We start from the raw sequence: 22327 nt of genomic DNA, 5'->3' as shown, positions 1-22327 counted from the left end.
CCGCATCTTGCGGTTTAGTACAGCATTTGCAGATGCAGTGGGGGCCCGGCGGGTGCTGGCCACCGCACGGCAGCCGGCCCGGCGGCCCACCGGCTAGCTCGGGTGGCTAGTCCCAGCGCTCCTCCGCCCGGCCCTCCGACCACAGGGTGTGGAAGGTGCCCTCCATGTCCACGCGCTTGTAGGTGTGCGAGCCGAAGAAGTCGCGCTGCGCCTGGATCAGGTTGGCGGACAGGCGGGGCGCCCGCACGGCGTCGTAGTACGCCAGCGACGACGTGAACGCCGGCACCGGGATGCCCGCCGCCAGCGCGGTGGTGAGCAGGCGGCGCCACGCGGGCACGGCGGCGGAGATCTCGCGGGTGAAGAACTCGTCGGCGAGGAGGAGGGGCAACGCCGAGTCTCGGGTGTAGGCCTCGGTGATGCGGTCGAGGAAGCGGGCACGGATGATGCAGCCGGCGCGCCAGATCTTGGCGAGCGCCCCGAGCTGGACATCCCACCCGTACTCGTCGGAGGCGGCGCGGATCAGCTCGAAGCCCTGCGAGTAGGCCACCATCTTGGAGGCGTACAGGGCGAGGCGGACGTCCTCGATGAACGCGGCGCGGTCTTCGGGCGCCACCGCTCCCGCCAAATCCGCCGCGTGCCCGGGCAGCGCCGCCTGCGCCGCTTCGCGTTGCGCCACCGATGCCGACAGCGAGCGCGCGAACGTCGCCTCCGCGATCCCGGTGACGGGGATGCCGAGCCCGGCGGCGGTCTGCACGGTCCAGGCGCCGGTGCCCTTCTGCGAGGCGCGGTCGAGGACGACGTCGACGAACGGCCGGCCCGTCTTCGGGTCCGCGTGCCGCAGCACTTCGGCGGTGACGTCGATGAGGTAGGACTCGAGGTCGCCGGTGTTCCATTCGGCGAAGACCTCGCCGATTTCGGGGGCGCTCAGGCCGAGCGCACTCATGATTTGGTAGGCCTCGGCGATAAGCTGCATGTCGGCGTATTCGATGCCGTTGTGGACCATCTTGACGAAGTGGCCGGCGCCATCGGGGCCGATGTAGGTGCAGCACGGCTCGCCGTCGGCCTTGGCGGCGATAGTTTCGAACATGGGGCCGAGCCGGTCGTAGCTGGCGCGCGTGCCGCCGGGCATGATCGCCGGGCCGAGAAGCGCGCCCTCTTCGCCGCCGGAGACGCCCGCGCCTACGAAGTGCAACCCGCGCTCGGCGAGGGATGCTTCACGACGCCGGGTGTCCATGTACTGGGAGTTGCCACAGTCGACAATGATGTCGCCTTCGTCCATTTCGGCCGCGAGCTGCTCGATGACGGCGTCGGTGGCGGGGCCGGCCTGGACCATGATGATGGCGACGCGCGGAGTGGACAGGCTGGCGACGAAATCCTTGATCGTTTCGGCGGGGAAGAACTGGCCCTCGGTGCCGTGATCGGCGATGAGGCGTTCGGTGCGGCCGATGGAGCGGTTGTGGACGGCGACCTTGAAACCGTTGCGCGCGAGGTTGCGGGCGAGGTTGGCGCCCATGACGCCGAGGCCGGTCACGCCGATGTCTGCGATGGCGGGGGTAGGGGTGGGAAAGCTCATGATTCTCCTTGGTAGGTCTACGGCTCTAACTTACCGCGCGTGCAAAAGTTTCGGTGTGTCGAAAGGTTTCCTGGTACGCGGTGGAGGCGTGGTGCCACATAAGTGCGGGCGCTGGGCGATTTACGCAAGACTTTCTCTGGGAGCTTTGAAATCGAGATTTAGATAGGTTAGGTTTACCTAAGTCAAATAAGTAACGGAAACGTTTCGTAATGACCCCATCCGACGCGCCGGACCCCGGCGCCACACCCAAAGGAGAAACCCGTGCACCTTCCCAAGGTCATGAAGCTCGCAGCTCTCACCGCCGCGAGCGCCCTTGCCCTGAGCGCATGCTCGTCGTCGCCGGCGGCGGAGAAGACCACCGAGACCACGGCCCCGGAAACCACCGCCAGCGAAGAGGCCAGCGCCGAGGCCACCTTCCCTCGCACCATCACCCACGCGCAGGGCGAGACCACCATTGAGGCGATGCCCGAGAAGATCGTTGTACTTGACATGGCCGTGCTCGACACGATCGACGCTATCGGCGCCGGCGACCGCGTGGTCGGCACCGTCACCAAGTCCGTGCCCACGTGGCTCAAGGACGACGACGGCATCGACTACTCCCAGCTGACCTCCGTGGGCAACCTCAAAGAGCCCGACATGGAGGCCATCGCCAAACTCCAGCCGGACCTGGTGATTGTGGGCGGGCGGTCGTCGTCGTTCTACGAGGAGTTCTCCAAGACGTTCACGACGATCGACGCCACGCACTCGTGGGATACCGAGGATTACTCGACCACCGTGCCCGATAACGTGAAGATGGTGGCGCAGGCCGTGGGCGCCGACGCCAAGGGCATGGAGGCCGCCGACTCGATCACCGCGAAGATCGCCCAGTACACGGACATGGCGAAGGACAAGGGCAACGCGCTGGTCATCATGACGAACGCCGGCGAGATCTCGCTACACGATCGCGGCTCGCGCTGGGCCCCGATCTGGGACGTGTTCGGCTTCGGCCAGGCGTACGAGAAGCCTGAGGCTGACGAGGGCCACAAGGGTGACAAGGTCTCCTTCGAGACCGTCAAGGAGATCAACCCCGACTGGATCTTCGTGGTCGACCGCGACGCCGCCGTGGGCAAGGCCGAGGCCGGCGACACGGCCGAGCAGGTCCTCGACAACGAGCTCGTCAACTCCACCACCGCCGCGAAGGAAGGCCACATCGTCTACCTGAGCCCCGAGCGCTGGTACATCGTCATGACCGGTGCCACCAACTTCCCGGCCATGCTTGACGAAGTCGCCGATGCGATCAAGTAGCACGACGACGACGGGGGCGTCCGCGGCCGAAGCAGCCGCGGACGCCCCCGGGCAGGGCGCTAAGTCTCATCAGCAGGACGCCCGTTACCGGCGCCCACTCCAACCCCTCAAGCTGGAGGAATCCCGCGGCTGCCGCCACTCCGAATGCGGGGAATCTGCCACCTGTCGTCGCTCCGCGCGCCGGGGCCACTTCCTACGTTCGATGGGGGCGCTGGCCGGCCTCGTCGTCGTGCTCGGAGTCGTCTCCACGCTAATAGGCGGGGCGAACATGTCGATCGGCGCGATCCTCACCGGTTCCGCCTCCGCCGACGACCTGCAAATCCTCTTCGGCTCCCGCCTCCCGCGCACGCTCGCCGTCATCCTCGCCGGCGCCGCGATGGCCGTGGCCGGCCTCGTCATGCAGCTGCTAGTGCGCAACCGGTTCGTCGAGCCATCCACCACCGGCGTCACCGAATCCGCCGGCCTCGGCATCCTCGTCGCCACCCTCTTCCTCCCCACCCTCTCGCTCCCCGGCAAGATGCTCATCGCGTGCGCATTCGCGCTCGCCGGCACCGCCCTGCTGACCCTCATCCTGCGCAGCCTCAACCACCGCGACATCATCATCGTCCCCCTCGTCGGCCTCATTCTCTCCGGCGTCATCGGCTCGGCCTCCATGTTCCTCGCCTGGGAATTCCAACTCCAAGGCACCCTCAACGCCTGGATGACCGGCGACTTTTCCGGCATCATCCGCGGCCGCTACGAACTCCTCTGGATCGTCGCCGCCGTCGCCGCCCTCGCCTACCTCTTCGCTGACCGCTTCACCATCGCCGGCCTCGGTGAAGACCTCGCCCGCAACCTCGGCCTCAACTTCGCCGCCGTCCAAACCGTGGGCCTCACCATCGTCGCCATTGTCACCGGCATCACCACCGTGGTCGCCGGGCCGCTGCCCTTCCTCGGACTTGTGGTGCCCAACCTCGTCTCCATCCTCCACGGCGACGACATCCGCCGCTCCCTTCCCCTCGTCGCCCTCATGGGCTCCACATTCGTACTCATCGCCGACATCATCGGCCGCGTCCTCATCGCCCCCGCCGAAGTCCCCGTCGGCGTCGTCATGGGCATCCTCGGCGCCGGAATCTTCCTCACTATCCTGATCCGGAGGGTAAAATAGTGACCATCCGTATTCACGACGCGCGGGCCGCCGCGCCCGCCTCCGCCTCGGCTCCTGCGCCCGCTGCTACCGCCTGGGAAGTCGGGCAGGCGCCCGTCGTCCGAGCCCACGGGGCTGAGCCCGCGACCGGCGTCGTGAACCTACCCACTATCGAAAGCATCCTGCACGCCCGCCGCACCCAAACCCGCAGGCGGCTCGCACTCATCGCGCTACTTGCGCTCGCCGCCTGCGCCCTCTTCCTCCTCTACGACGCCCTCGACGCCTGGGCCATCATCGGCAAACTGCGAGCGACGCGGCTGGGGGCGCTCGTCGTCGTCGCCGTCTCGCTCACCACCGCGACCGCCGTCTTCCAAGCCGTCACCCGCAACCGGATCCTTTCCCCCTCGGTCATGGGCTTTGACTCCATGTTCCAACTCATGGCCACCGCCTCCATCTTCTTCTTCGGCTCGGCGCGCGTAAGCGCCGTGCCCAACGCGGTCATGTTCCTCATCAACACGGTCCTCATGACAGGCCTCGCCGTGTCCATGTTCTTGACGGTCCTGCGCGGGCGGCGCTCGAACGTCTATCTACTCGTACTCGTCGGGATCGTCGTGGGAACCTTCCTGCGTTCCATCACCTCACTGCTCTCTACTGTGATGGATCCCGGCGAGTACCTCACTGTCGCCGACGTCGGCACCGCGTCCTTCGCCGTCGTCAACACCGAATCCCTGGGGATCTCCGTGATCGTGGCCGTTGCGGCGATCGCCTACATCGTGGCGCGCAGTCGCGTGTGGGACATCCTCTCGCTCGGGCCGGAGGTCGCCATCGCGCTGGGGCTCGACTACCGGCGGGAGGCGAAACTGGCGCTGACGGCGTCGTCACTGCTGGTAGCCTGCGCGACCGCGCTGGTGGGGCCGCTCATGTTCTTCGGGCTGCTCGTGGTGAACATTGCCCACTATGTTGGCACGTCCACCCGGCTGCGGGAGCTGATCGGGGTGTCCGCGGGGGTCGGCGTGGTGGTGCTCGTAGGCGGGCAGGCTCTTTTGGAACACGTGCTACACCAGGCCACGATCCTGCCCGTAGTGCTTGAACTGGTGGGTGGGCTGTTGCTGCTCGCGATGATTGTGAAGGGAACGCGCCGATGATCGAACTGACCAATGTGACCATGGCCTACGACGCCGACCCCGTCGTCCGCGACGTCACCCTCACCCTGCCCGACTCCGGCGTGACTGCGCTGATCGGCCCGAACGGGGCGGGCAAGTCCACGCTTCTGTCCGGGATCGGGCGGCTACACCCGCTCATCGGCGGCTCGGTGCGGATCGACGGGCGCGAACTGGGTGAATGGGACACCGACGCGCTGGCCCGCACGATTGCGATCTTGCGGCAGGAGAACCACCTGGCCATCCGGCTCACCGTGGCCGAACTCGTCATGCTCGGACGGCACCCCCACTCCAAGGGCCGGCGCACCCGCGAAGACTACGCCCACGTGGCCGACGCCCTCCAATGCGTGAACATGCGCGACCTTGCCGACCGCTTCATCGACGAACTCTCCGGCGGGCAGCGCCAACGCACCTTCATCGCCATGGCCCTCGCGCAGGATACCAAATACTTGTTGTTGGATGAGCCGCTCTCCGCCCTGGACATGCGCCACGGCCGCGACATGATGCGGCACCTGAAGGGCGTGTGCGCCGAGCGCGGGATCTCCGTGGTCATCGTTATCCACGACGTCAACACCGCCGCCGCCTACGCCGACCGCATGGTCGCCATGAAAGACGGGTATCTGGCCTGCAGCGGCACGCCCCCTGAAGTCATGCGCGAAGACGTACTGGGCGAGATCTTCGACGTCGAGGTCAACGTGGCCGAGCTGGGCGGGCGCCTGGTTGCGATGCCGGTGGCGTAGCCGCGGGCGCGGGCGGCCGCCCCTATCCTGGTTTCTCGTCACGCAAAGTGTTTTTTCGTCACTCAAATTGTCGATTTAGGTGACGAAAAAACACTTTGCGTGTGCCGAACCGGCGGGGTGCCCCGCGCTGGCGTAGGGCCAGCGCCCGCGTGTCCCTACGCCAGCGCGGCGCTCACCACGTCCTTCGCCTCGGCCTGCACCTGGGCCAGGTGCTCGGCGCCCAGGAAGGATTCGGCGTAGATCTTATACACGTCCTCCGTGCCTGACGGCCGGGCCGCAAACCACGCGTTCTTCGTGGTCACCTTCAGCCCGCCGATCGGGGCGCCGTTGCCCGGCGCCTCGACCAGCCGTGCGGTGATCTCCTCGCCCGCCAGGGTGGTCGCGGCCACGTCTGCCGGCGAAAGCGCCTTCAGTTTAGCCTTCTCCTCCTTGGTGGCCGCCGCGTCGATCCGCGCGTAGGCGGACTCGCCGTAGGCCTCGGTCAGCTCGCGGTGCAGCACCGACGGCGACTTCCCCGTCACCGCCAAGATCTCCGAGGCGAGCAGGTCAAGGATGATGCCGTCCTTGTCCGTGGTCCACACGATCCCATTCTTGCGCAGGAACGACGCCCCCGCGGACTCCTCACCACCAAAGCCCAGCGACCCGCTGACCAGCCCCGGCACGAACCACTTGAACCCGACTGGCACTTCCACCATTGGCTTGCCCATCCCGGCAACCACGCGGTCAATCAACGACGACGACACCAGCGTCTTCCCCACACCCACCGTGGGCCCCCACTCGGGCCGGTTCTCAAACAGGTACTTGATGGCAACGGCCAGGTAGTGGTTGGGGTTCATGAGCCCCGCGTCCGGGGTGACGATCCCGTGGCGGTCGGAGTCGGCGTCGTTACCCGTGGCGATGTCGAACGGGACCGCGCCGTCCGCGCCCGGCTTCATCCGCCCAAGCAGCGAGGCCATCGCGTAGGGCGAGGAGCAGTCCATGCGGATCTTGCCGTCCCAATCCAGTGTCATGAACGGCCACGCCGGGTCGACCACCGGGTTCACCACGGTCAGATCCAGCCCGTAGCGCTCGCCGATCGCGCCCCAGTACTCGGCCGACGCCCCGCCCATCGGGTCGGCGCCAATGCGCACGCCCGCCGTGCGGATCGCCTCAAGGTTGATGATCGACTGCAGGTCGTCCACGTAGGCCGACAGGTAGTCGTGCCCGCGCGTCGTCTCCGCGTTCCGGGCCTGTTCGTACGGCACGCGCTTGACGTTCTTCCAGCCCTGCCGCAGGATCTCGTTCGCGCGCGCGGCGATTACCTCGGTGGCGTCGGTGTCAGCCGGGCCGCCGTGCGGCGGGTTGTACTTGAAGCCGCCATCGCGCGGCGGGTTGTGCGACGGCGTGATCACGATACCGTCTGCCAGCCCTGGCCCCTCGGTGCGCACGCCCGCCGCCGTGTCCGCACCATTCGCCGTGAGAATCGCCAGCGACACCGCCGGAGTGGGCGTCCAGGACCCGCGGGCGTCAAGCCGCACCTCGACGTCGTTGGCAGCCAGCACCTCAAGCGCCGTGCGCTCGGCCGGCTCGGACAGCGCGTGCGTGTCGCGGCCGATGTACAGCGGACCGTCGATCCCCTTCGACGCGCGGTACTCCACAATCGCCTGCGTGGTGGCGACGATGTGGGCTTCGTTGAAAGCGCCATCGAAGGCGGAGCCGCGATGGCCCGAGGTCCCGAACACGACCTGCTGAGCCGGGTTGTCCGGGTCCGGCTCGATGTCGTAGTAGGCGGAGATCAGGGCATCGACGTCGATGAGGTCTTCCTTTTGGGCAAGCATGCCAGCACGTTCGTTCATGCTCCTATCGTCTCACTTTTCCGCCCCACCTTCTATGGTCAAACACGACTCAACGCTGCCGCCCGGCCGGGTTTGCGCGTGGGGCATTTGAATTTCCTGGACGATTTCGGGGCGTTCTTCGTATATGAGTAGATCGCCCCGGATTCGTCCAAAACTCTTCAATCGGTCCGACGCCCCGACGACCCCCGGCCCGCGGGCGTTCGAACTCGCCAACAACCACTTTGTATCAGAGGATTGTCTGACATGCCGTGTGCTGATACGCTCGATAATGCACAATAATCGCTTCCATATGCGTGGGATCGTGCAACCCATGCGCCGGAGCGTCGGCATTTTTCAAAGGGGAAAGAAATGACAGGAATTCGGCGCCTTATCGGCGTTGGCCTGGTAACCTGCCTTTCGGTGGCAGGCTTGCTAGCTGTGCCGCCCGCGCCCGCGGCGCTTGCGGACAGGGGTCCGGTCGGGGAGATGGTCACCATTGCTAAATGGTATGATAATATCCCAGAGGGTATTAAGTATCGGATCCCGGCGCTGACCCAGACGCCCAACGGCGACCTCCTCGCCGTCTACGACATGCGCCCCAATCAGGACGCCCTGGCGAGTAACATCGGCGTCGTGAAGCGCACAGCCTCCCAGACCGCGCCGGCGATCGCGGACTCGATCGTGGAGGGCGCGGCGGTTCCGAGCTACGAAATCCCGGACAATGGGATCGGCTACGAGCTGGATGGCAAGCTGGTCGAGCCCGGCGTGTACCGGGCCCAGCCGGGCGAGCGCATCGACCTGAAGCTGCATGGCCTGGCCGAGCACGGCTACACGCTACCCGCGGACACCCCGGTCGCTTGGACACACACCTTCCTTAAGGTCACCGCCGGCCCGATCGTGGTGCACGCGGGTGAGGTGATCACGGCCACACCGGTTGACGTGGCCGGCAATGGCGGCGCGCTGAGCTTCGAGCTCGGTGATGGGGCACCGGCGTGGCTGGAGCTCTCCGACTACGGCGTGCTGACCGGCACCGCGCCCGCCGATGCGCCCGAGGGCACCGTGACATTCCCGGTCCTCGTCACCGAGCAGGTGGACGCGGAACACGCGGCCATCCCAGCGAGCATCCCGGGCACGTACACCGCGCAGGCGATGGTCACGCTGACCGTCGTGCCGGCGGGAGTCAACTCGGATGACCTTCCGCAGCTGAGCGTGGTGCTGGCGGGCAACCCGTACGACGCCACGGTGGGTGAGCCGGCCACTAGCCTCGCGCCCGACGCGGTAGATGCTACCGGCATGCCGGTGGCGTGGCCTGAGGGCACCACGTTTGCGTTGGCGGACGGCGCACCGGAGGGCGCGACCATCGACTCCGTCGGCGCGGTGACCTTCACGCCGGGCGAGGCCGACACAGGTGAGGACGTGGACATCACGGTCAACATCACCTACCCGCCGCTCACGGCCCACGCGGATTCCGAGGCGTCGTTTGTGCTGACCTTCCGGGTGGCTGAGGGCGAGTCGGGACCGGACCAGCCGGGCGTAACCTGCCAGCCTGAGAACTTCACCGGGCGGGCACCGTACGCGACCAACCGCTTTGGTGAAGCCACCGGTGATCGTCTGGCCGATCTGTGGTCGCTCGACGCCGAGGGCAAGATTCACTTCTACGAGAATGTCGGATCCGCGTTCGTCCACAAATATGTCGCGCACTGCCCGGGTGCGGAGGTCACGGCGATGACGGCGATCATGGATGCCAACGGGGATCGGCGCGCCGACCTCCTCATCCGCCACGCTGACGGCGACCTGTACTTCTACTACTCGCTCGGGCGCGGCCAGCTGGTCCAGGGGATTAAGGCTGGGCACGGCTGGAACGGGATGGACAACATCACCTACATGGGCAGGCTGGGGACGAAGGAGTACGTCGTCGCGCGGCAGGTCGCAACCGGCGACCTCTACCGCTACGACCTCACCCGCAACGGCCTGGCGAACGGCACGAAGATCGGCCACGGCTGGCAGGAGATGACCAACATCGTGGGCATCGGCCAGTTCGTCGGCGATTCGTACCCGGACGTCGTCGCCACGAGGTCGGACGGCAAGCTGTTCGTGTACGCCGGCACCAATAGGGGCGTGCTGGTGGGCAAGGGGCAGATCGGACACGGTTGGTCGAACTTCGGGATGCTCTCCTCTCCCGGGGACGTCGACGGTGGTGGCACCTTCGACCTCATTGGCATCCGCAATGACGGTACGCTGTTCCTTTACAAGAACCTGCTGGGTGGGCGCTTCGGTGGTGCTACCCAGATCGGCCACGGCTGGGGTTCGATGAAGGCAACTAGCTAGGCGCTTGCGATCAGGGGGGGGGCGAGCGTCACGCCCGGCCCCCTGTGCAGGTGGGATTTGAATTTCCTGGACGAATTCGGGGTGATCTTCGTATATGAGGAGAGCGGCCCGGATTCGTCCAGAATTTTACAATCGTCCCGCGGGATGCCGGCTCAACGACGCTCGGCTGACTCCGGGCCCAACGACGCCGTGGCTCGACTTTCCCGCCGGCCGGCGGCGAGCCAGCCCGGCTAGACGATGTTGCGCTTCTGCGCGATCTGCAGCGCCACCCAGCCGATCGGCACGCGGCCCCAGAAGGTGAAGAGTCGGTAGAGCACGGCGGTGGAGAACGCGATCGAGGAGGGCACGCCGGCGATCACGAGGCCACCGGTGAGGGCCGCCTCCACGGGGCCAATGCCGCCGGGGGAGGGCACCACGGAGCCCACCGAGTTGGAGATCAGGTAGGTGACGGCGAGGGTGATGATCGGCAGCTCGTAGCCGAACGACTTGAGCGCAAACCCGAAGCAGGCGATGAACGCCACCGACATGAGCACCGACCCCAGCGCGCCCAGCAGGAGCCGGGTGGGGTGGGTGAAGAGCCACACGAGGCGGGGCCACACCTGGCTGATCGTGGGCCGGATCTTCGCCATGACCCAGCGGCGCAGCTGCGGCACGCCGCCCACAATCCCGCCGACTACCACCACGATCGCGATCGCTATCTGGATCGTGCCGGACGGCAGGGAGAGGTTGCCGAAGTCGCCGGTAAACAGGGAAAGCATCACGAGCAGCGCGATCGTCACCACGAACTGGCCCACCTGCACCACGGACACGGTGGCGATCGCGGCGGGAGTTGCCACGTTCTTCTTTTGCAGGAAGCGCAGGTTGATGGCGGCGGGCCCGATGCCGGCGGGTGCCACGAGCGTGATGACCGACGCCGCCACCTGCACCAGCAGCGCCTCACGGTAGGGCACGGCTTCCTTCGAGAACGCCACGAGCGTGAGCGCCACGCCCGCATACGTGCCGAGCCCGAAGAGGAACGCCACCACCATCCACCACGGGTTGGCGCCGAGGATGGCGGTGCGCAGGTCGTCGAAGTTGAGCGAGCCAAACAGGATGATGAGCGCGATGACGCCGATTGCCACCGTGGCGATCGTCTTGAGGGAGAACCGCTTATACTCCACGGTTTGCAGGTTGGAGGCCTCGGGCACTTCGGCGGCGAGGGCGTCGCGCAGCGCCTGCAGTTCCTTCTTTTCCAGGGCGTCGCGCGTGGCCTGCGGGAGGATGGAGGTCTGGAGGAAGGGCGCGATGGAGGCGACGGTCGTCGTGGTCAGGTTCCGGTTCGCCGACGCCACGGCCCGCTCCACGCCGACGACGCCGGCCAGCATCGCCACCGTCTGCGCGAGGTCGACCTGCCGGGCCGTGTCCGTGGAAAGTACGGCGGCGTGCTGCCAGTTCGCCACGTGGAGGCCGGCCGGGGTGATCTTGACGTACTTGGCGTGCATGTTGCCGTGCGACATGCCGTGGCGGTGGGCGCGGGTGAGTTCGTCCCACAGGTGGTCGAGGTCGTCGTCGGAAAGCGCGCCGGGATCGGCGTCGATCAGTAGCGGGTCCTCGGTGGCGAGCTCGGCCACGAGGATCGAGGAGTCGAGGCGGGCGATCGTGGCGCAGGCCGGCTCGGTCACCCCAATCTGCTCGGCCCGCATCTGCACCAGCAGCATCTGTTCGGCGGTGGCCTCGAGCGTGCGGCGGGTTTGGCGGATGACGGTGCGCAGGGAGATTCGCGCCCACACGTCGTCCAGGAAGGACAGGATCTGGCGGTCGTTGTCGAGCACCTTGAGGTGGAAGGCCCGCCCGTGAATGTCGGTTGCAATGTAGTTGCGCGACACCGCCGACGGCCGAGTGGCCGGGTAGCGCGCCATGGTCTCGTCGCGGAGGGCGTAGGAGTCGACGTCGGTGAGCTCACGTTCGTCGCTGGGGCGAGTGAGGTTGTCGATCTCGTCGATGAGGTTGGCGGTGTCGGTATCGGGCACGTCGTCGGCGGGGTCGAGGATCTTGCGGATCTGCTCGAGCGCCGCAAGGTTCGTGTGCCCGATGGGGGAGGAGGTGGTGACGTCGGTGGCGTGCAGCATCTCGTCGCCAGTCAGGGGGTCGATGCGGACGGCGGTCACGACGTCGATCCCCGCCTTGCGTATCAACGCTACGAAGCGCGCGCCGGTGGTGCGGTCCGGCGCGCCGCCAACAATGTAGCGGGTGAGTAGGCCGGACAGCCCGCCGATGAGGACGGTGAAGAGCGCGCCGGAAAGATTCTGGTTGCCGCGCAGGATCGACAGGACGAGCGCGATGCCGAGTAGCCACCAGCCCACGCGCGTGATCCAGGATCCCTTCGACGATCCGGACACGGTGAGGAGCGTGGCGAGAAGCGCCACGTAGGGCAGGGCCACGATGAGCGCCACGTAGGGCAGGGCCACGATGAGCGACTGGTCCTGGATCGAGTCTGAGACCTGGTCAAACAGGTCCGAGTTCGGCCACCACTTCGTGCCCATCCACACCACGAGCGCCGAAATCCCCACGGCCGCCGCCGACCCGATGAAGGCCGTGGCGAGGGCGCGCCAGCGCTTGCGAATCACCATCTCGCCCAGGATGAGGATCGGAAGGAAGAAGGACATGAGGCCCTCGAGGGCGTTGATCGGCAGGGCCAGGATCGTCTCGAGGATACCGGAGGTGGCCTGCCGCACGTCCTGAGTGACCGCGATCGTGGTGGACTTGGCGTAGACCGACACCAGGATGACGAACGCGATCCCCACCACGCACAGCGCGGCGCCGAATAGGTCGGCGGGGTTGCGCACCCAACGTTGCTGGGAGTCGATCAGGACCACCTCCCGCTCGGGGGTTTGATCCCTCGCGGCGCGGCTAGCTGTATCGTGGCGGGGTTTCACATGCCCGATCCTACTCATCCGCGGGGCGTTGACTCCACTTTGCCGGCCCGCGGGCGGGGTCACGGGAGCGCGGCCGTCAAAAATCAGGACTCTGAGAGTTTTCGTTGCCGAAATCGGGCGTTTTGCTCTCAGAGTCCTGACGTTTGACGGAGATTGCTAGGCATTGCGCAGGCGCAGCGAGTTCCCGACCACAATCACCGACGAGCTCGCCATCGCGAACGCCGCGATCCCCGGCACGATCACACCGAATACGGCCAGCGGGATCGCGATGAGGTTGTAGGCGAAGGCCCAGGCCAGGTTCTCCTTGATGATCTGCAGGGTGCGGGCCGAGACCCGCAGCGAGTTCGGGATAGCGCGGATGTCGGAGTTGACGATCGTGATGTCGGCGGCGGCCTTGGCCACGTCGGTGCCGGAGCCCATTGCGATCGACAGGTCGGCGCCGGCGAGGGCCGCGGCGTCGTTGACCCCGTCGCCCACCATCGCCACCTTCTTCCCCGCGGCCTGCAGCTCTTTGAGCACCTCGAGCTTCTGCTCGGGCAGGACGTCGGCGCGCACATCCTCGATGCCGAGCTCGGCGGCCACGGTGGTGGCTGCCGGGGCGTTATCGCCGGTGACGAGCACTGGGGTGAGGCCCCGATCGCGCAGGGCGGCGAGAGTGTCGGCGGCCTCGGGGCGGACCGTGTCGCGCACGGCGATCAGCCCCAGTGCGGTGTTGCCCCTGGTCACGACGACGACGCTCGCGCCCTCGCGCGCGAGGTCCTCGGCACGCTCGGCCAGATCCGAGGGGACGTTGGCCGCAAGCCAGGTGAGGCGGCCGGCGGCGACCCTCTCGCCGCCGGCCGTACCCGCCACGCCCATCCCCGCATGGTTGGCAAAGTCAGAAACAGGGGCGGGTGTAATGCCGCGCTCGCGAGCCGACCGCACAATTGCCTGGGCGATCGGGTGCTCGGAGTGGGACTCCAGCCCGGCGGCAAACGCCAGGACGGCGTCTGCCGCCCGCGTGCCAGCCGTGCCGCTATCGGCGCCCGAGGCTGCCGACTCGGCGTCTGCAGCGTCGGCCCCGGTGCCAATACGCCCAAACCCGGCTCCAGCCGCGGCCTCAACCTCGCTGACCGACATGACGCCGCTGGTCAGGGTCCCGGTTTTGTCGAGCATGATGGTGTCCACGGCGTGGGCGCCCTCGAGCACCTCGGGGCCGCGGATGAGCGCGCCCAGGCGGGAGAGCCGACCCGAGCCGACCAGCAGGGCCGTAGGAGTTGCGAGCCCCAGCGCGCACGGGCACGCCACCACCAGCACGGTGATCGCGGAGGCCAGCGCCATCTCGGCGTTATCGGTAAACATCCGCACGCCGAACGTCGCCAGCGCGATGAGGATCACCACGGGCACGAACACGGCCGATATCTGGTCGGCGATGCGCTGCACGGGCGCCTTGCCCGTCTGGGCCTCGGCGAGGAGGCGGCCCATCTGGGCCAGGGTCGTGTCCTTGCCCACGCGCGTGGCGCGCACCTCGATCGACCCGTGCGTGTTGAGCGTGGCGCCGGTGACCTCGTCGCCCTCGCCCACGTCCACCGGCAACGATTCGCCGGTCACGAGCGAAGCGTCAATTGACGACGAACCGGCCACGATCACCCCGTCCGTGGCCACGGTCTGTCCGGGCCGCACCCGGAAAACATCCCCCACGCGAAGCTGCGCCACGGGGACAACCTGCTCCACGGTGTCGTCGGAACCGGCCCTCCGAACAAGGAGCGCCTCGGACGCGCCGAGCTCGAGGAGGGAGCGCAGGGCGTCACCGGCACTGCGGCGCGAGCGGGCCTCCAGCCAGCGGCCGATGAGCAGGAACGTGACGATCATCGCGCTGGTCTCGAAGTAGAGGTGCGGCTCGGCGGCATGCCCCAGGCCGTGGACGCCGGTCATGTGCATCGTGTAGCCGATGCGCCCGGCGCCGCCCAGGGTCAGCGCCCACAGGGACCAGCCCATCGACGCCAGCACACCCAGCGAGACCAGCGTGTCCATGGTGGAGGACCCGTACCGGGCCGCGCGGAACGCCGCCCGATGGAACGGCCACCCGCACCAGAACGCCACCACCAGCGACACCGCGCCGATCACCCACTGCCAGCCCGGGAACTGCAAGGCCGGGACCATCGACAGGCCTACCACCGGCACCGACAACACAGCAGAAACGACGAAGCGCCGCCACAGGTCCGCCACCCGCGCCTGGGCGGACGCCTCCGCGGCAGCCTCGGCGGCCTGGATCATGTCCGCGTCGGGGGCGTCGCCCGTGCGGCTGATCACCGAGGCGTCGTAGCCGGCCTTGACCACGGTGCCCACGAGCTCCTCGTTGGACAGCTCCGCGGCCGAGTCATCCAGCTCGATGTGAGCGCGCTCGGTGGCGAGGTTAACTACCGCCGTCACCCCGGGGACCTTGTTCAGCTTCTTTTCAACGCGCGCCACGCAGGAAGCGCAGGTCATCCCGCGGACGGCGAGGTCAACTTCGATCATGAGCGGACGATCTCGACGACGTTGTAGTTACCCGCCTCATCGACAGCGCCGCGCAGGGCCTCATCCGACACCTCGGCCGACGTGGTCACGCGGACCTCGGACGTGCCCTTCGGATCCAGGGTGACATCCACGGCATCCACGCCGGGCAGCTCCATGAGCTCCTCGGTCACGTGGGCGACGCAGTGATTGCAGGTCATTCCGTTGACCTTGACAGTGGTGGACATGGCAAGCCTTTCGCTCGGTTTTCGTTGGTATCTGGGCCAACGACGCCGCCTGCCGATTTATTCCTGCCCCGCCCGGTTCACCGGATTATCGGCGCTTTGGACAGAGCCTCGGGCGTCATGGCCGACAGAAGTCGTGAACATACCGGCTGACTATTGCTATCGGGCCCTGGTCGGTCTCAGGTTCACGAGTTGTGTCGGGGGTAGCCGGTGCCGGGCGGAAACTGGGGTGTTGGCACGTATTATCGGCGTCCGGCTCAGTGGGTTAGCGGCCCGGCCCACGTTATCGGCGCGCGCCTCGCCGGCTCACCCCATCGGGCATGCGCAACGCTAATTTTCCATGTGCAACGGTAAAAAGCGGTTAATTGTTGTTGCATGCTGCGGATTAGCGTTGCACATCCGGGAGGGTGGGTCAGGCCTGCTGGAGGTCGCCGATCCACTGGATCCCGGCCGTGAGGTCCGCCGAATAGGGCGAACCCTCGCGGGGCGCGGGCGCGCCGCCGGCCTGGGCGCCGCCGGCAAGCTCGGCCTCCCCGGCATCCCCGGCGGGGTCATTCGCGAGCCGGGTGAGGAGCCAGTCGGGCATGGTGTCGCCGGTGCGGGGGAAGGCGTCGGCCTCGTTGCGCCATTCTTCCACCGGCACGAGGTCGGCCCACACGGGTTCCTGCACAGCGTTGACGTTGAGTTTGCCCTGCCCGGCCTTCGTGAGGTTGATGACCGCCACGAAGAAGGGCGCCTCCCCGGCGATTGCCAGGTTTTGCTTGAGGCGGCGCAGGTGGTGGATGACCGCGGTGGGAAGCACGCGCAGCTGGGCGTTCGTGTCCCCCTCGAGCTTCGCGTACCCTTCGTAGATCGCGGATTGGCCCACCAGCTGGACGCGCACGGTCTCCTCGATCCAGTCCGGCGGGGCGGTCTGGGATAGGAGGGAGAGGCACTCGCGCAGGAGGGCGTTCGTGTCGGAGAAGTCGATCGCGGCTGAGCGCGCGGCGATAGCGGGCCGGTCGGAGACGTCCCAGATCACGGGGCGGGCCTCCTGGCGCTTCTGGTTGGTGAGGTTCGCGGGGTCGACCAGGGCGGTGTACACGCCCGTCGACCAGCGCTGGAACTTCGCCCGCTCCAGGTAGTGGGCGTCGTTGATGAGGGCTGCCACCTGGAAGAGGAGCCTGTCGCCGTCGCGAACCGAGCGCACCACCCGCACGGGGATGCCGGACACCTCGCCCGTCACCAGGTCCGCGTAGATGTCCGCGCCCTCGCCCACTGCGATCCGCTTCGCCCACATGCCCGACTCCAGCTGAGTGAAACCGTCCTCCGCCTGCGGGTTCGTGGGGCTGACCATCGTCACCGCCGCCGGGCGCCCGCCCTCCAGCTCAACGTCGCACGGCACCCCGCCCCACGCGCGCTTGATGACCGGGCCGATGAACGGCGAGGGCACCGTGGCCGTGAACGTGCCGGTCTCGACATTCTCCCAGCCGTAAGCCAGTCCGTGGTAGACGCCGCGTAGCTCCGGCTCCGGGTTGCCCGGGTGGAAGCGCCACAGGCGGCTACCCGCCGTGAGCCGCGCCGGCTCGATGAGCAGCAGGTCGGTCTCCACCCCGCCGCCGCGCGCCACACCCGAGCCGTCGTACGGCGGGTATTCCACGACGCCGCCCCGGAACGCCTCCGCACTCAGCGGGCCCACCGCGTGACGGTCGAACACGAACGGGTCCACCGGCACGTGCAGGATGTCGAGCGGTTCGTCCTCCGCATACGGCGCGCCGGGGAAACGCAGGCAGAGCAGGTCCATGAGGTCGCCGACGTCTGTGACGGAAGCCGCGGCGGCGGCGTCGACAGCGAAGCCAGAAAAGAGGTCGTAGCCCGTGTCGAGGAAGGACTGGGCCTGCTGTGCGGAGACGGCAAGTTGGAAGGTGAGCATGAGGGTCTTTCGTCGGGGGCGTTGCCCTACTACTCTACTGGCTCGCGGCCGGCGCGGGAATCGGGCGCGGCTAGCCGGATCGTGGCGGGCGGGTCTGCCGGCTGGGCTGCGGGGAGGTCGGCCCGCGCCGCCGGCCGCCAGCGGGCAGGTCGGGTTACGCCGCCCGGTTTGCGCGCAGGCGCTTCACTACCCACCACCCCAGGAGCACGACGACGAGCGCCGCCACCACGTACGACAGGAGCCCCACGTACTGCTCCACCAGGTGCCAGTTCTCACCCAGGATGTACCCTGCGCCGACGAGGGCCGTGTTCCAGATGGCCGCGCCCGCCGTCGTGAGCAGGGTGAACCACAGGAAGTTCATCTTGATGACGCCGGCCGGCAGGGAGATGAGCGAGCGGAAGATCGGCAGCATGCGGCCGAAGAAGACCGTGGACTGGTCGTGCTTGTGGAACCACGCCTCAGTCTTGTCCACGTCCGACATCTTCACCAGCGGCAGCCAGTTGAAGATTGCGCGGGTGCGCTCGCGGCCGATGAGGCGCGCGATCCCGTACAGTGCCCACGCGCCCACGAGCGAGCCCACCGTGGCCCAGACGATCGCCTCGACCAGGCCGAACGACGTGCCCTGCGACGCCGTGAAGCCCGCGAGCGGCAGAACGATCTCCGAGGGTAGTGGCGGGAACAGGTTCTCAAGCGCGATGAGGAACGCGACGCCGAGCCCGCCCAGGGACTCCATGATCGTCACGGCCCAGGCGGCGATGCCGGTCAGCTGGTCGGCGCCAGCGGTGGCGGTGGCGGCGGTTGCGAGGGTCAGTAGGCTCATGTTCCCTAGCGTACGAGCTTCGGCGCCAGGCCCACGTAGGTGGCCGGGGTGAGATTGGCCAAGCGGGCCGCGACGTCGTCGGGCAGCCCGAGCGAGCCGATGAAGGCGCGCATCTCCTCAGCCCCCACCTGGTGGCCGCGCGTGAGCTCCTTGAGGCGCTCGTACGGGTCCTGCATGCCCGTGGCGCCGGCGATCGCGGCGGCGCGCATCGCCTGCTGGATCGGCTCGCCGAGGACTTCCCAGTGGGCTTCGAGGTCGGCGTTGAGGGCGGCGCGGTTAGCCTCCACGCCGGCGACGCCGCGGCGCAAGTTCGTGATCGCCAGCAGCGAATGACCGAAGGCGACCCCCACGTTGCGCAGGGTGGAGGAGTCGGTGAGGTCGCGCTGGAGGCGCGAGGTGACGAGGGTGGCGCCGAGCGTGTCGAGCAAAGCGCAGGAGATTTCCAGGTTTGCCTCCGCGTTCTCGAAGCGGATCGGGTTGACCTTGTGCGGCATCGTGGACGAGCCCGTGGAGCCCTGCGCCGCGAGGTTCTGGGCGAGGTAGCCGAGCGAGATGTACGTCCAGAAGTCGGTGGCGAGGTTGTGGGCGATGCGGTTGAAGCGGGCGACGTCGGCAAAAAGCTCGCTCATCCAGTCATGGGACTCGATCTGGGTGGTGAGCGGGTTGAAGGTCAGCCCCAGGCCCTCCACGAACTGGCGGGCGAGCGCCGGCCAATCCGCGCCCGGCACCGACACCGAGTGCGCGCCATACGTGCCCGTGGCGCCGTTGAACTTGCCCAGGAACTCGGCGGCCTCGATCCGGCGGACCTGGCGCGCGAGGCGGTGTGCCAGCACCGCGACCTCCTTGCCCAACGTGGTGGGCGAGGCCGGCTGGCCGTGCGTGTGCGAGAGCATCGGGGTGGCGGCGTTCGTGGCGGCCATCTGCTCGAGGTCGGCCACGAGGGCGCGGGCGGCCGGCAGCCACACCTGGGTGAGCGCGTCCTTGATGATGAGCGCGTAGGAGAGGTTGTTGATGTCCTCGGAGGTGGCGAAAATGTGGACGATCTCGTGCATCTGCGGCAGGGTCGTGTCGCCGAGGGCGGCCGGGGCGGCGTCCATCTTCTCCTTGAGAAAGTACTCCACTGCCTTCACGTCGTGGCGGGTCTCGGCCTCGATCACTGCGAGGCGGGCGATGTCGGCGTCGTCCATGTCCGTAGGGATCGCACGCAGGTAGGCGATGTCGGCGTCGGTCAGCACGGGCGCGCCCGGGAGGACCCTGTTGGTGGACAGGAAGATCAGCCACTCGACCTCCACATGTGCGCGGGCCCGGTTGAGGGCCTGCTCGGAGAGGTGGTCGATGAGCGGGGCGACCTCCGGCCGGTAGCGACCATCGAGGGGGCCCAGGGCATACACGTCAGAGAACTTCATGCTCCCATGGTGGCATATTCGGCGTTTGCGCCGCCCGGCATCCACGATGAGGACTCGGCGCGCAGGTTCTGGCTCACTCTCTGAGACGGCGAGCGTGTGCGGGCGCGCTGGCGGCGGGCCGGAAGCGGGCCGACGGCAAGTCAGAGGTAGGGGCCCGCCGCCGCGACCGTCTCCCGCCCATAGCCCCCGCCGAACAGCGCGGCGTGGATGATGAGCATGTGCAGCCGATGCAGTCCCACCCGCTCCTGCCAGCCCTCCGCCAGCGGCGAGGTCTCGTTGTACCCGGCGTAGATGTCCTCCACGAACGGCGCCCCGAACACGGTCAGCTGCGCCAGGTCCGATTCGGCGTGCCCGCCCTGGCACGCGGGGTCGATGAGTACGCCCACGACGCCGTCGCCACCGGTTGCGCCCGTGCCCTCCATGGGCGAGTCGGGCTGGGACCACAGGAGGTTGCCGGACCAGAGGTCACCGTGGAGGAGTGCCGCATCCGTGCGGACGAGGGCGGGTTGGGGTGAGTCGAAGAGGCCATCGCGGAGGCGTTCGGCCAGGCGCTCCATGAGGGCCGCGTCGGCCGGGGTGAAGGAGCCGTTAGCGAGGGCGTCGCCGACGTAGGGCAGGAGGCGGTCGGCGGCGTAGAACTCCCCGAAGCGCCGGGCCGGCGAGCTCGCCGCGACCAGCGGCAACGGCGCCATCCCCATCGCGCCCACGGAATCGGAAAAGCCGTCGGGTGCCTGGCCGAACACGCGCGGGCCCTCTGAATAGGCGTGGGTGCGGGCAAGCCGGGCGCCGAACTCCCGTGCGGCGCCCGCCGACGCCGGGGCAGGCCGCAGAGTGTACGTGGACAGCGAGCCGGCGTCACTGGAGGAGACCCGCGCGACTGGAGCGCCGGCGTCGTGGGCGGCCTTGGCAAGCGCGGTGAGGCCGCAACGCTCGTGGGCGATGGCTCGCCGCGGCCCGCGCTTGGTGTGAACGGACACGCTAGTCGCGGCCGGTGGCCAGGCTCAGCGCCCAGTTCACCAGGCCCACCACCATGCCGCCGAGCACTGCCCAACCGAAGCCGTCAATCACCAGGGCCAGGGCGAAGTGGCCGGTAATCCAGGCGGTCAGCATGAGCATGAGCGCGTTGACCACCACAAAGAACAGGCCGAGCGTCAGCACGTAGAACGGGAAGGACAGCACCTTGACAATCGGGCGCACCACCATATTCACCAGCGCGAGCACCGCGCCGGCCAGCAGGAAGTACACCGCCGCCTGGCCCGCCGGGCCGAGACCGGCGAAAGCCGCCTCGCCCGCGCCCTCGAGCCGGATGCCCGGGAAAATCAGGGTGGCAACCCACAGAGCAATGGCGTTAAAAGCCGCACCAATGAAGAAATTCATGCCCCCATCCTACGGGCAAAGCCGAGCGGTGATCCGCCAATGCGCGGCCCGCGAAATAGGGGCAAGATAGAGGCATGAGCTTCTTCCGCCCCGAGATCGATCAGTTGCCCGCTTACGTCGCCGGTCGAAACCCGGCCGTCCCGGACGTCATCAAGGTGGCCTCCAACGAGATGCCCTTCCCCACCCTGCCCGGCGTGGCGGCGGCGCTGGGGCTGAGGCTCGGGGACTTGGGGCGGTACCCGGACATGGGCGCGGCCGCCCTCAAGCAGGCGATCGCCGCCTTCCACGAAATATCGTTGGACAACGTGGCCGTGGGCAACGGCTCCGTGGCGCTGATCGAGAAGTTCCTCCAGGCCGTGTGCTCACCAGGGGCTGAGGTGGTGCTGCCGTGGCGCAGCTTCGAGGCCTACCCGATCGCGATCCAGGCCGCCGGCGGCACGGCTGTGCGCGTGGCACTGCGTGGCGGGGCGATCGACCTTCCCGCCATGCTCGACGCCATCACCCCGCGCACCCGCGCCATCATGGTCTGCACGCCGAACAACCCGACGTCGGCGGCCCTCACCCACGACCAGCTCCACCGCTTCCTTCGCTCCGTCCCCGCCGACATCCCCGTACTCATCGATGAAGCCTATGTGGACTTCGTGGAGATGGACGATCCCGTGCGCGGGGTGGAGCTGGCCCGCGAGTTCCCGAACGCGGTGTCTCTGCGGACGTTTTCCAAGGCCTACGGGCTGGCTGGGTTGCGGGTGGGGTACGCGCTCGGGATGGCGGACGTGGTGGCCGGGCTGGACAAGGTGGCCACCCCGTTCGGCGTGAACGAGCTGGCGCAGGCCGCGGCGGTGGCCGCGCTCCAGGAGCACGGCGAGGTGGTGCGGCGCGTGGGGATGATCAAGGCCGAGCGCGCCAAGCTCGTCGCGGCGCTGCGGGCGCTCGATTGGGACGGCGCCGCCCCGCAGGGCAACTTCCTCTGGTTCGACCTCGGCGAGGACTCCGAGCGCTTCGCCGCCCTGTGCGAGCGCGCGGGCATCGTGGTGCGGGCTTTTCCCGACGACGGCGTGCGCGTCACTGTGGCCAGCCCCGAGGCATCACTTCGGCTGGTGCGGGCATATCGGACATTCCGCGCTGCGTAACCGGCTTGGGCCCGCCGGTCGA

General features: G+C 68.0%; 16 protein-coding genes. 6 read left to right on the top strand and 10 right to left on the bottom strand.

The features are described 5' to 3' along the window. Nucleotides 1-106 precede the first annotated feature (106 nt). Complete coding sequence (gene gndA / locus HMPREF3167_RS07530) at nt 107-1573, bottom strand: NADP-dependent phosphogluconate dehydrogenase (RefSeq protein WP_068538873.1); 1467 nt, start codon at nt 1571-1573, stop codon at nt 107-109. 261 nt (nt 1574-1834) lie between these two features. Between gndA and HMPREF3167_RS07525 the strand changes: the two genes are divergently transcribed. From HMPREF3167_RS07525 to HMPREF3167_RS07510, 4 genes are all read left to right on the top strand, one after another. After that, nucleotides 1835-2857, top strand: coding sequence for a siderophore ABC transporter substrate-binding protein (locus HMPREF3167_RS07525; RefSeq protein ID WP_244899261.1), 1023 nt, complete (start codon nt 1835-1837; stop codon nt 2855-2857). Nucleotides 2858-3059: 202 nt separating this feature from the next. Continuing rightward, nucleotides 3060-4004 (top strand): ABC transporter permease, encoded by a 945-nt coding sequence (locus tag HMPREF3167_RS07520; RefSeq protein WP_062614181.1) that lies wholly within the window; start codon nt 3060-3062, stop codon nt 4002-4004. Then, nucleotides 4004-5128, top strand: coding sequence for an iron chelate uptake ABC transporter family permease subunit (locus HMPREF3167_RS07515; protein WP_236698699.1), 1125 nt, complete (start codon nt 4004-4006; stop codon nt 5126-5128). The genes HMPREF3167_RS07520 and HMPREF3167_RS07515 overlap by 1 nt, the downstream gene beginning before the upstream one ends. Next, entirely contained in the window at nt 5125-5883 is a 759-nt protein-coding gene (locus tag HMPREF3167_RS07510) for an iron ABC transporter ATP-binding protein (protein WP_070446319.1), read from the top strand. Before HMPREF3167_RS07515 ends, HMPREF3167_RS07510 begins: the two co-directional genes overlap by 4 nt. Nucleotides 5884-6038: 155 nt before the next feature. Here the strand turns inward: HMPREF3167_RS07510 and pgm are convergent, their stop codons facing one another. After that, nucleotides 6039-7718: a phosphoglucomutase (alpha-D-glucose-1,6-bisphosphate-dependent) gene (pgm, locus tag HMPREF3167_RS07505; RefSeq protein ID WP_062614179.1), complete on the bottom strand. Its 1680-nt coding sequence runs from the start codon at nt 7716-7718 to the stop codon at nt 6039-6041. A 348-nt stretch (nt 7719-8066) separates the two neighbouring features. On the opposite strand from pgm, the gene HMPREF3167_RS07500 reads away from it, so the two are divergent. Continuing rightward, complete coding sequence (locus HMPREF3167_RS07500) at nt 8067-10025, top strand: Rib/alpha-like domain-containing protein (protein ID WP_148132423.1); 1959 nt, start codon at nt 8067-8069, stop codon at nt 10023-10025. A 230-nt stretch (nt 10026-10255) separates the two neighbouring features. Here the strand turns inward: HMPREF3167_RS07500 and HMPREF3167_RS07495 are convergent, their stop codons facing one another. The 8 genes from HMPREF3167_RS07495 to HMPREF3167_RS07460 form a co-directional block, all read right to left on the bottom strand. Continuing rightward, nucleotides 10256-12940, bottom strand: a complete 2685-nt coding sequence (locus tag HMPREF3167_RS07495; RefSeq protein WP_070446315.1) for a lysylphosphatidylglycerol synthase transmembrane domain-containing protein — start codon at nt 12938-12940, stop codon at nt 10256-10258. 156 nt (nt 12941-13096) lie between these two features. Then, nucleotides 13097-15439, bottom strand: a complete 2343-nt coding sequence (locus HMPREF3167_RS07490) for a heavy metal translocating P-type ATPase (RefSeq protein WP_068538870.1) — start codon at nt 15437-15439, stop codon at nt 13097-13099. After that, nucleotides 15436-15663, bottom strand: a complete 228-nt coding sequence (locus HMPREF3167_RS07485) for a heavy-metal-associated domain-containing protein (protein WP_070446313.1) — start codon at nt 15661-15663, stop codon at nt 15436-15438. The genes HMPREF3167_RS07490 and HMPREF3167_RS07485 overlap by 4 nt, the downstream gene beginning before the upstream one ends. A gap of 409 nt (nt 15664-16072) precedes the next feature. After that, nucleotides 16073-17572 carry a hypothetical protein gene (locus tag HMPREF3167_RS07480; protein ID WP_070446310.1) on the bottom strand — a complete coding sequence of 500 codons (1500 nt, stop codon included), beginning with the start codon at nt 17570-17572 and terminating at the stop codon, nt 16073-16075. A gap of 154 nt (nt 17573-17726) precedes the next feature. Further along, nucleotides 17727-18392 carry a DedA family protein gene (locus HMPREF3167_RS07475; RefSeq protein ID WP_062614173.1) on the bottom strand — a complete coding sequence of 222 codons (666 nt, stop codon included), beginning with the start codon at nt 18390-18392 and terminating at the stop codon, nt 17727-17729. A 5-nt stretch (nt 18393-18397) separates the two neighbouring features. Next, nucleotides 18398-19798, bottom strand: a complete 1401-nt coding sequence (purB, locus tag HMPREF3167_RS07470) for an adenylosuccinate lyase (RefSeq protein ID WP_070446308.1) — start codon at nt 19796-19798, stop codon at nt 18398-18400. A 140-nt stretch (nt 19799-19938) separates the two neighbouring features. Continuing rightward, nucleotides 19939-20775 (bottom strand): fructosamine kinase family protein, encoded by an 837-nt coding sequence (locus HMPREF3167_RS07465; protein ID WP_070446306.1) that lies wholly within the window; start codon nt 20773-20775, stop codon nt 19939-19941. A gap of 1 nt (nt 20776) precedes the next feature. Then, nucleotides 20777-21175 carry a phage holin family protein gene (locus HMPREF3167_RS07460; RefSeq protein ID WP_062614170.1) on the bottom strand — a complete coding sequence of 133 codons (399 nt, stop codon included), beginning with the start codon at nt 21173-21175 and terminating at the stop codon, nt 20777-20779. Between the two features lie 74 nt (nt 21176-21249). Here HMPREF3167_RS07460 and HMPREF3167_RS07455 point away from each other — a divergent pair, with 74 nt between their 5' ends. After that, entirely contained in the window at nt 21250-22305 is a 1056-nt protein-coding gene (locus tag HMPREF3167_RS07455; RefSeq protein WP_070446304.1) for a histidinol-phosphate transaminase, read from the top strand. Nucleotides 22306-22327 lie beyond the last annotated feature (22 nt).

Origin of the sequence: Trueperella sp. HMSC08B05, assembly GCF_001808405.1 — a bacterium.
Classification (GTDB): Bacteria; Actinomycetota; Actinomycetes; order Actinomycetales; family Actinomycetaceae; genus Trueperella; species Trueperella bernardiae.
The sequence above is the reverse complement of the archived record's forward strand: the minus strand, read 5'-3'. Positions and strand labels throughout refer to the sequence as shown.

Coding starts and splice junctions, on each gene's coding strand:
- gndA (WP_068538873.1), bottom strand. CDS start 1,573: ATGAGCTTTCCCACCCCTACCCCCGCCATCGCAGACATCGGCGTGACC.
- HMPREF3167_RS07520 (WP_062614181.1), top strand. CDS start 3,060: ATGGGGGCGCTGGCCGGCCTCGTCGTCGTGCTCGGAGTCGTCTCCACG.
- HMPREF3167_RS07510 (WP_070446319.1), top strand. CDS start 5,125: ATGATCGAACTGACCAATGTGACCATGGCCTACGACGCCGACCCCGTC.
- pgm (WP_062614179.1), bottom strand. CDS start 7,718: ATGAACGAACGTGCTGGCATGCTTGCCCAAAAGGAAGACCTCATCGAC.
- HMPREF3167_RS07500 (WP_148132423.1), top strand. CDS start 8,067: ATGACAGGAATTCGGCGCCTTATCGGCGTTGGCCTGGTAACCTGCCTT.
- HMPREF3167_RS07490 (WP_068538870.1), bottom strand. CDS start 15,439: ATGATCGAAGTTGACCTCGCCGTCCGCGGGATGACCTGCGCTTCCTGC.
- HMPREF3167_RS07485 (WP_070446313.1), bottom strand. CDS start 15,663: ATGTCCACCACTGTCAAGGTCAACGGAATGACCTGCAATCACTGCGTC.
- HMPREF3167_RS07480 (WP_070446310.1), bottom strand. CDS start 17,572: ATGCTCACCTTCCAACTTGCCGTCTCCGCACAGCAGGCCCAGTCCTTC.
- HMPREF3167_RS07475 (WP_062614173.1), bottom strand. CDS start 18,392: ATGAGCCTACTGACCCTCGCAACCGCCGCCACCGCCACCGCTGGCGCC.
- purB (WP_070446308.1), bottom strand. CDS start 19,798: ATGAAGTTCTCTGACGTGTATGCCCTGGGCCCCCTCGATGGTCGCTAC.
- HMPREF3167_RS07460 (WP_062614170.1), bottom strand. CDS start 21,175: ATGAATTTCTTCATTGGTGCGGCTTTTAACGCCATTGCTCTGTGGGTT.
- HMPREF3167_RS07455 (WP_070446304.1), top strand. CDS start 21,250: ATGAGCTTCTTCCGCCCCGAGATCGATCAGTTGCCCGCTTACGTCGCC.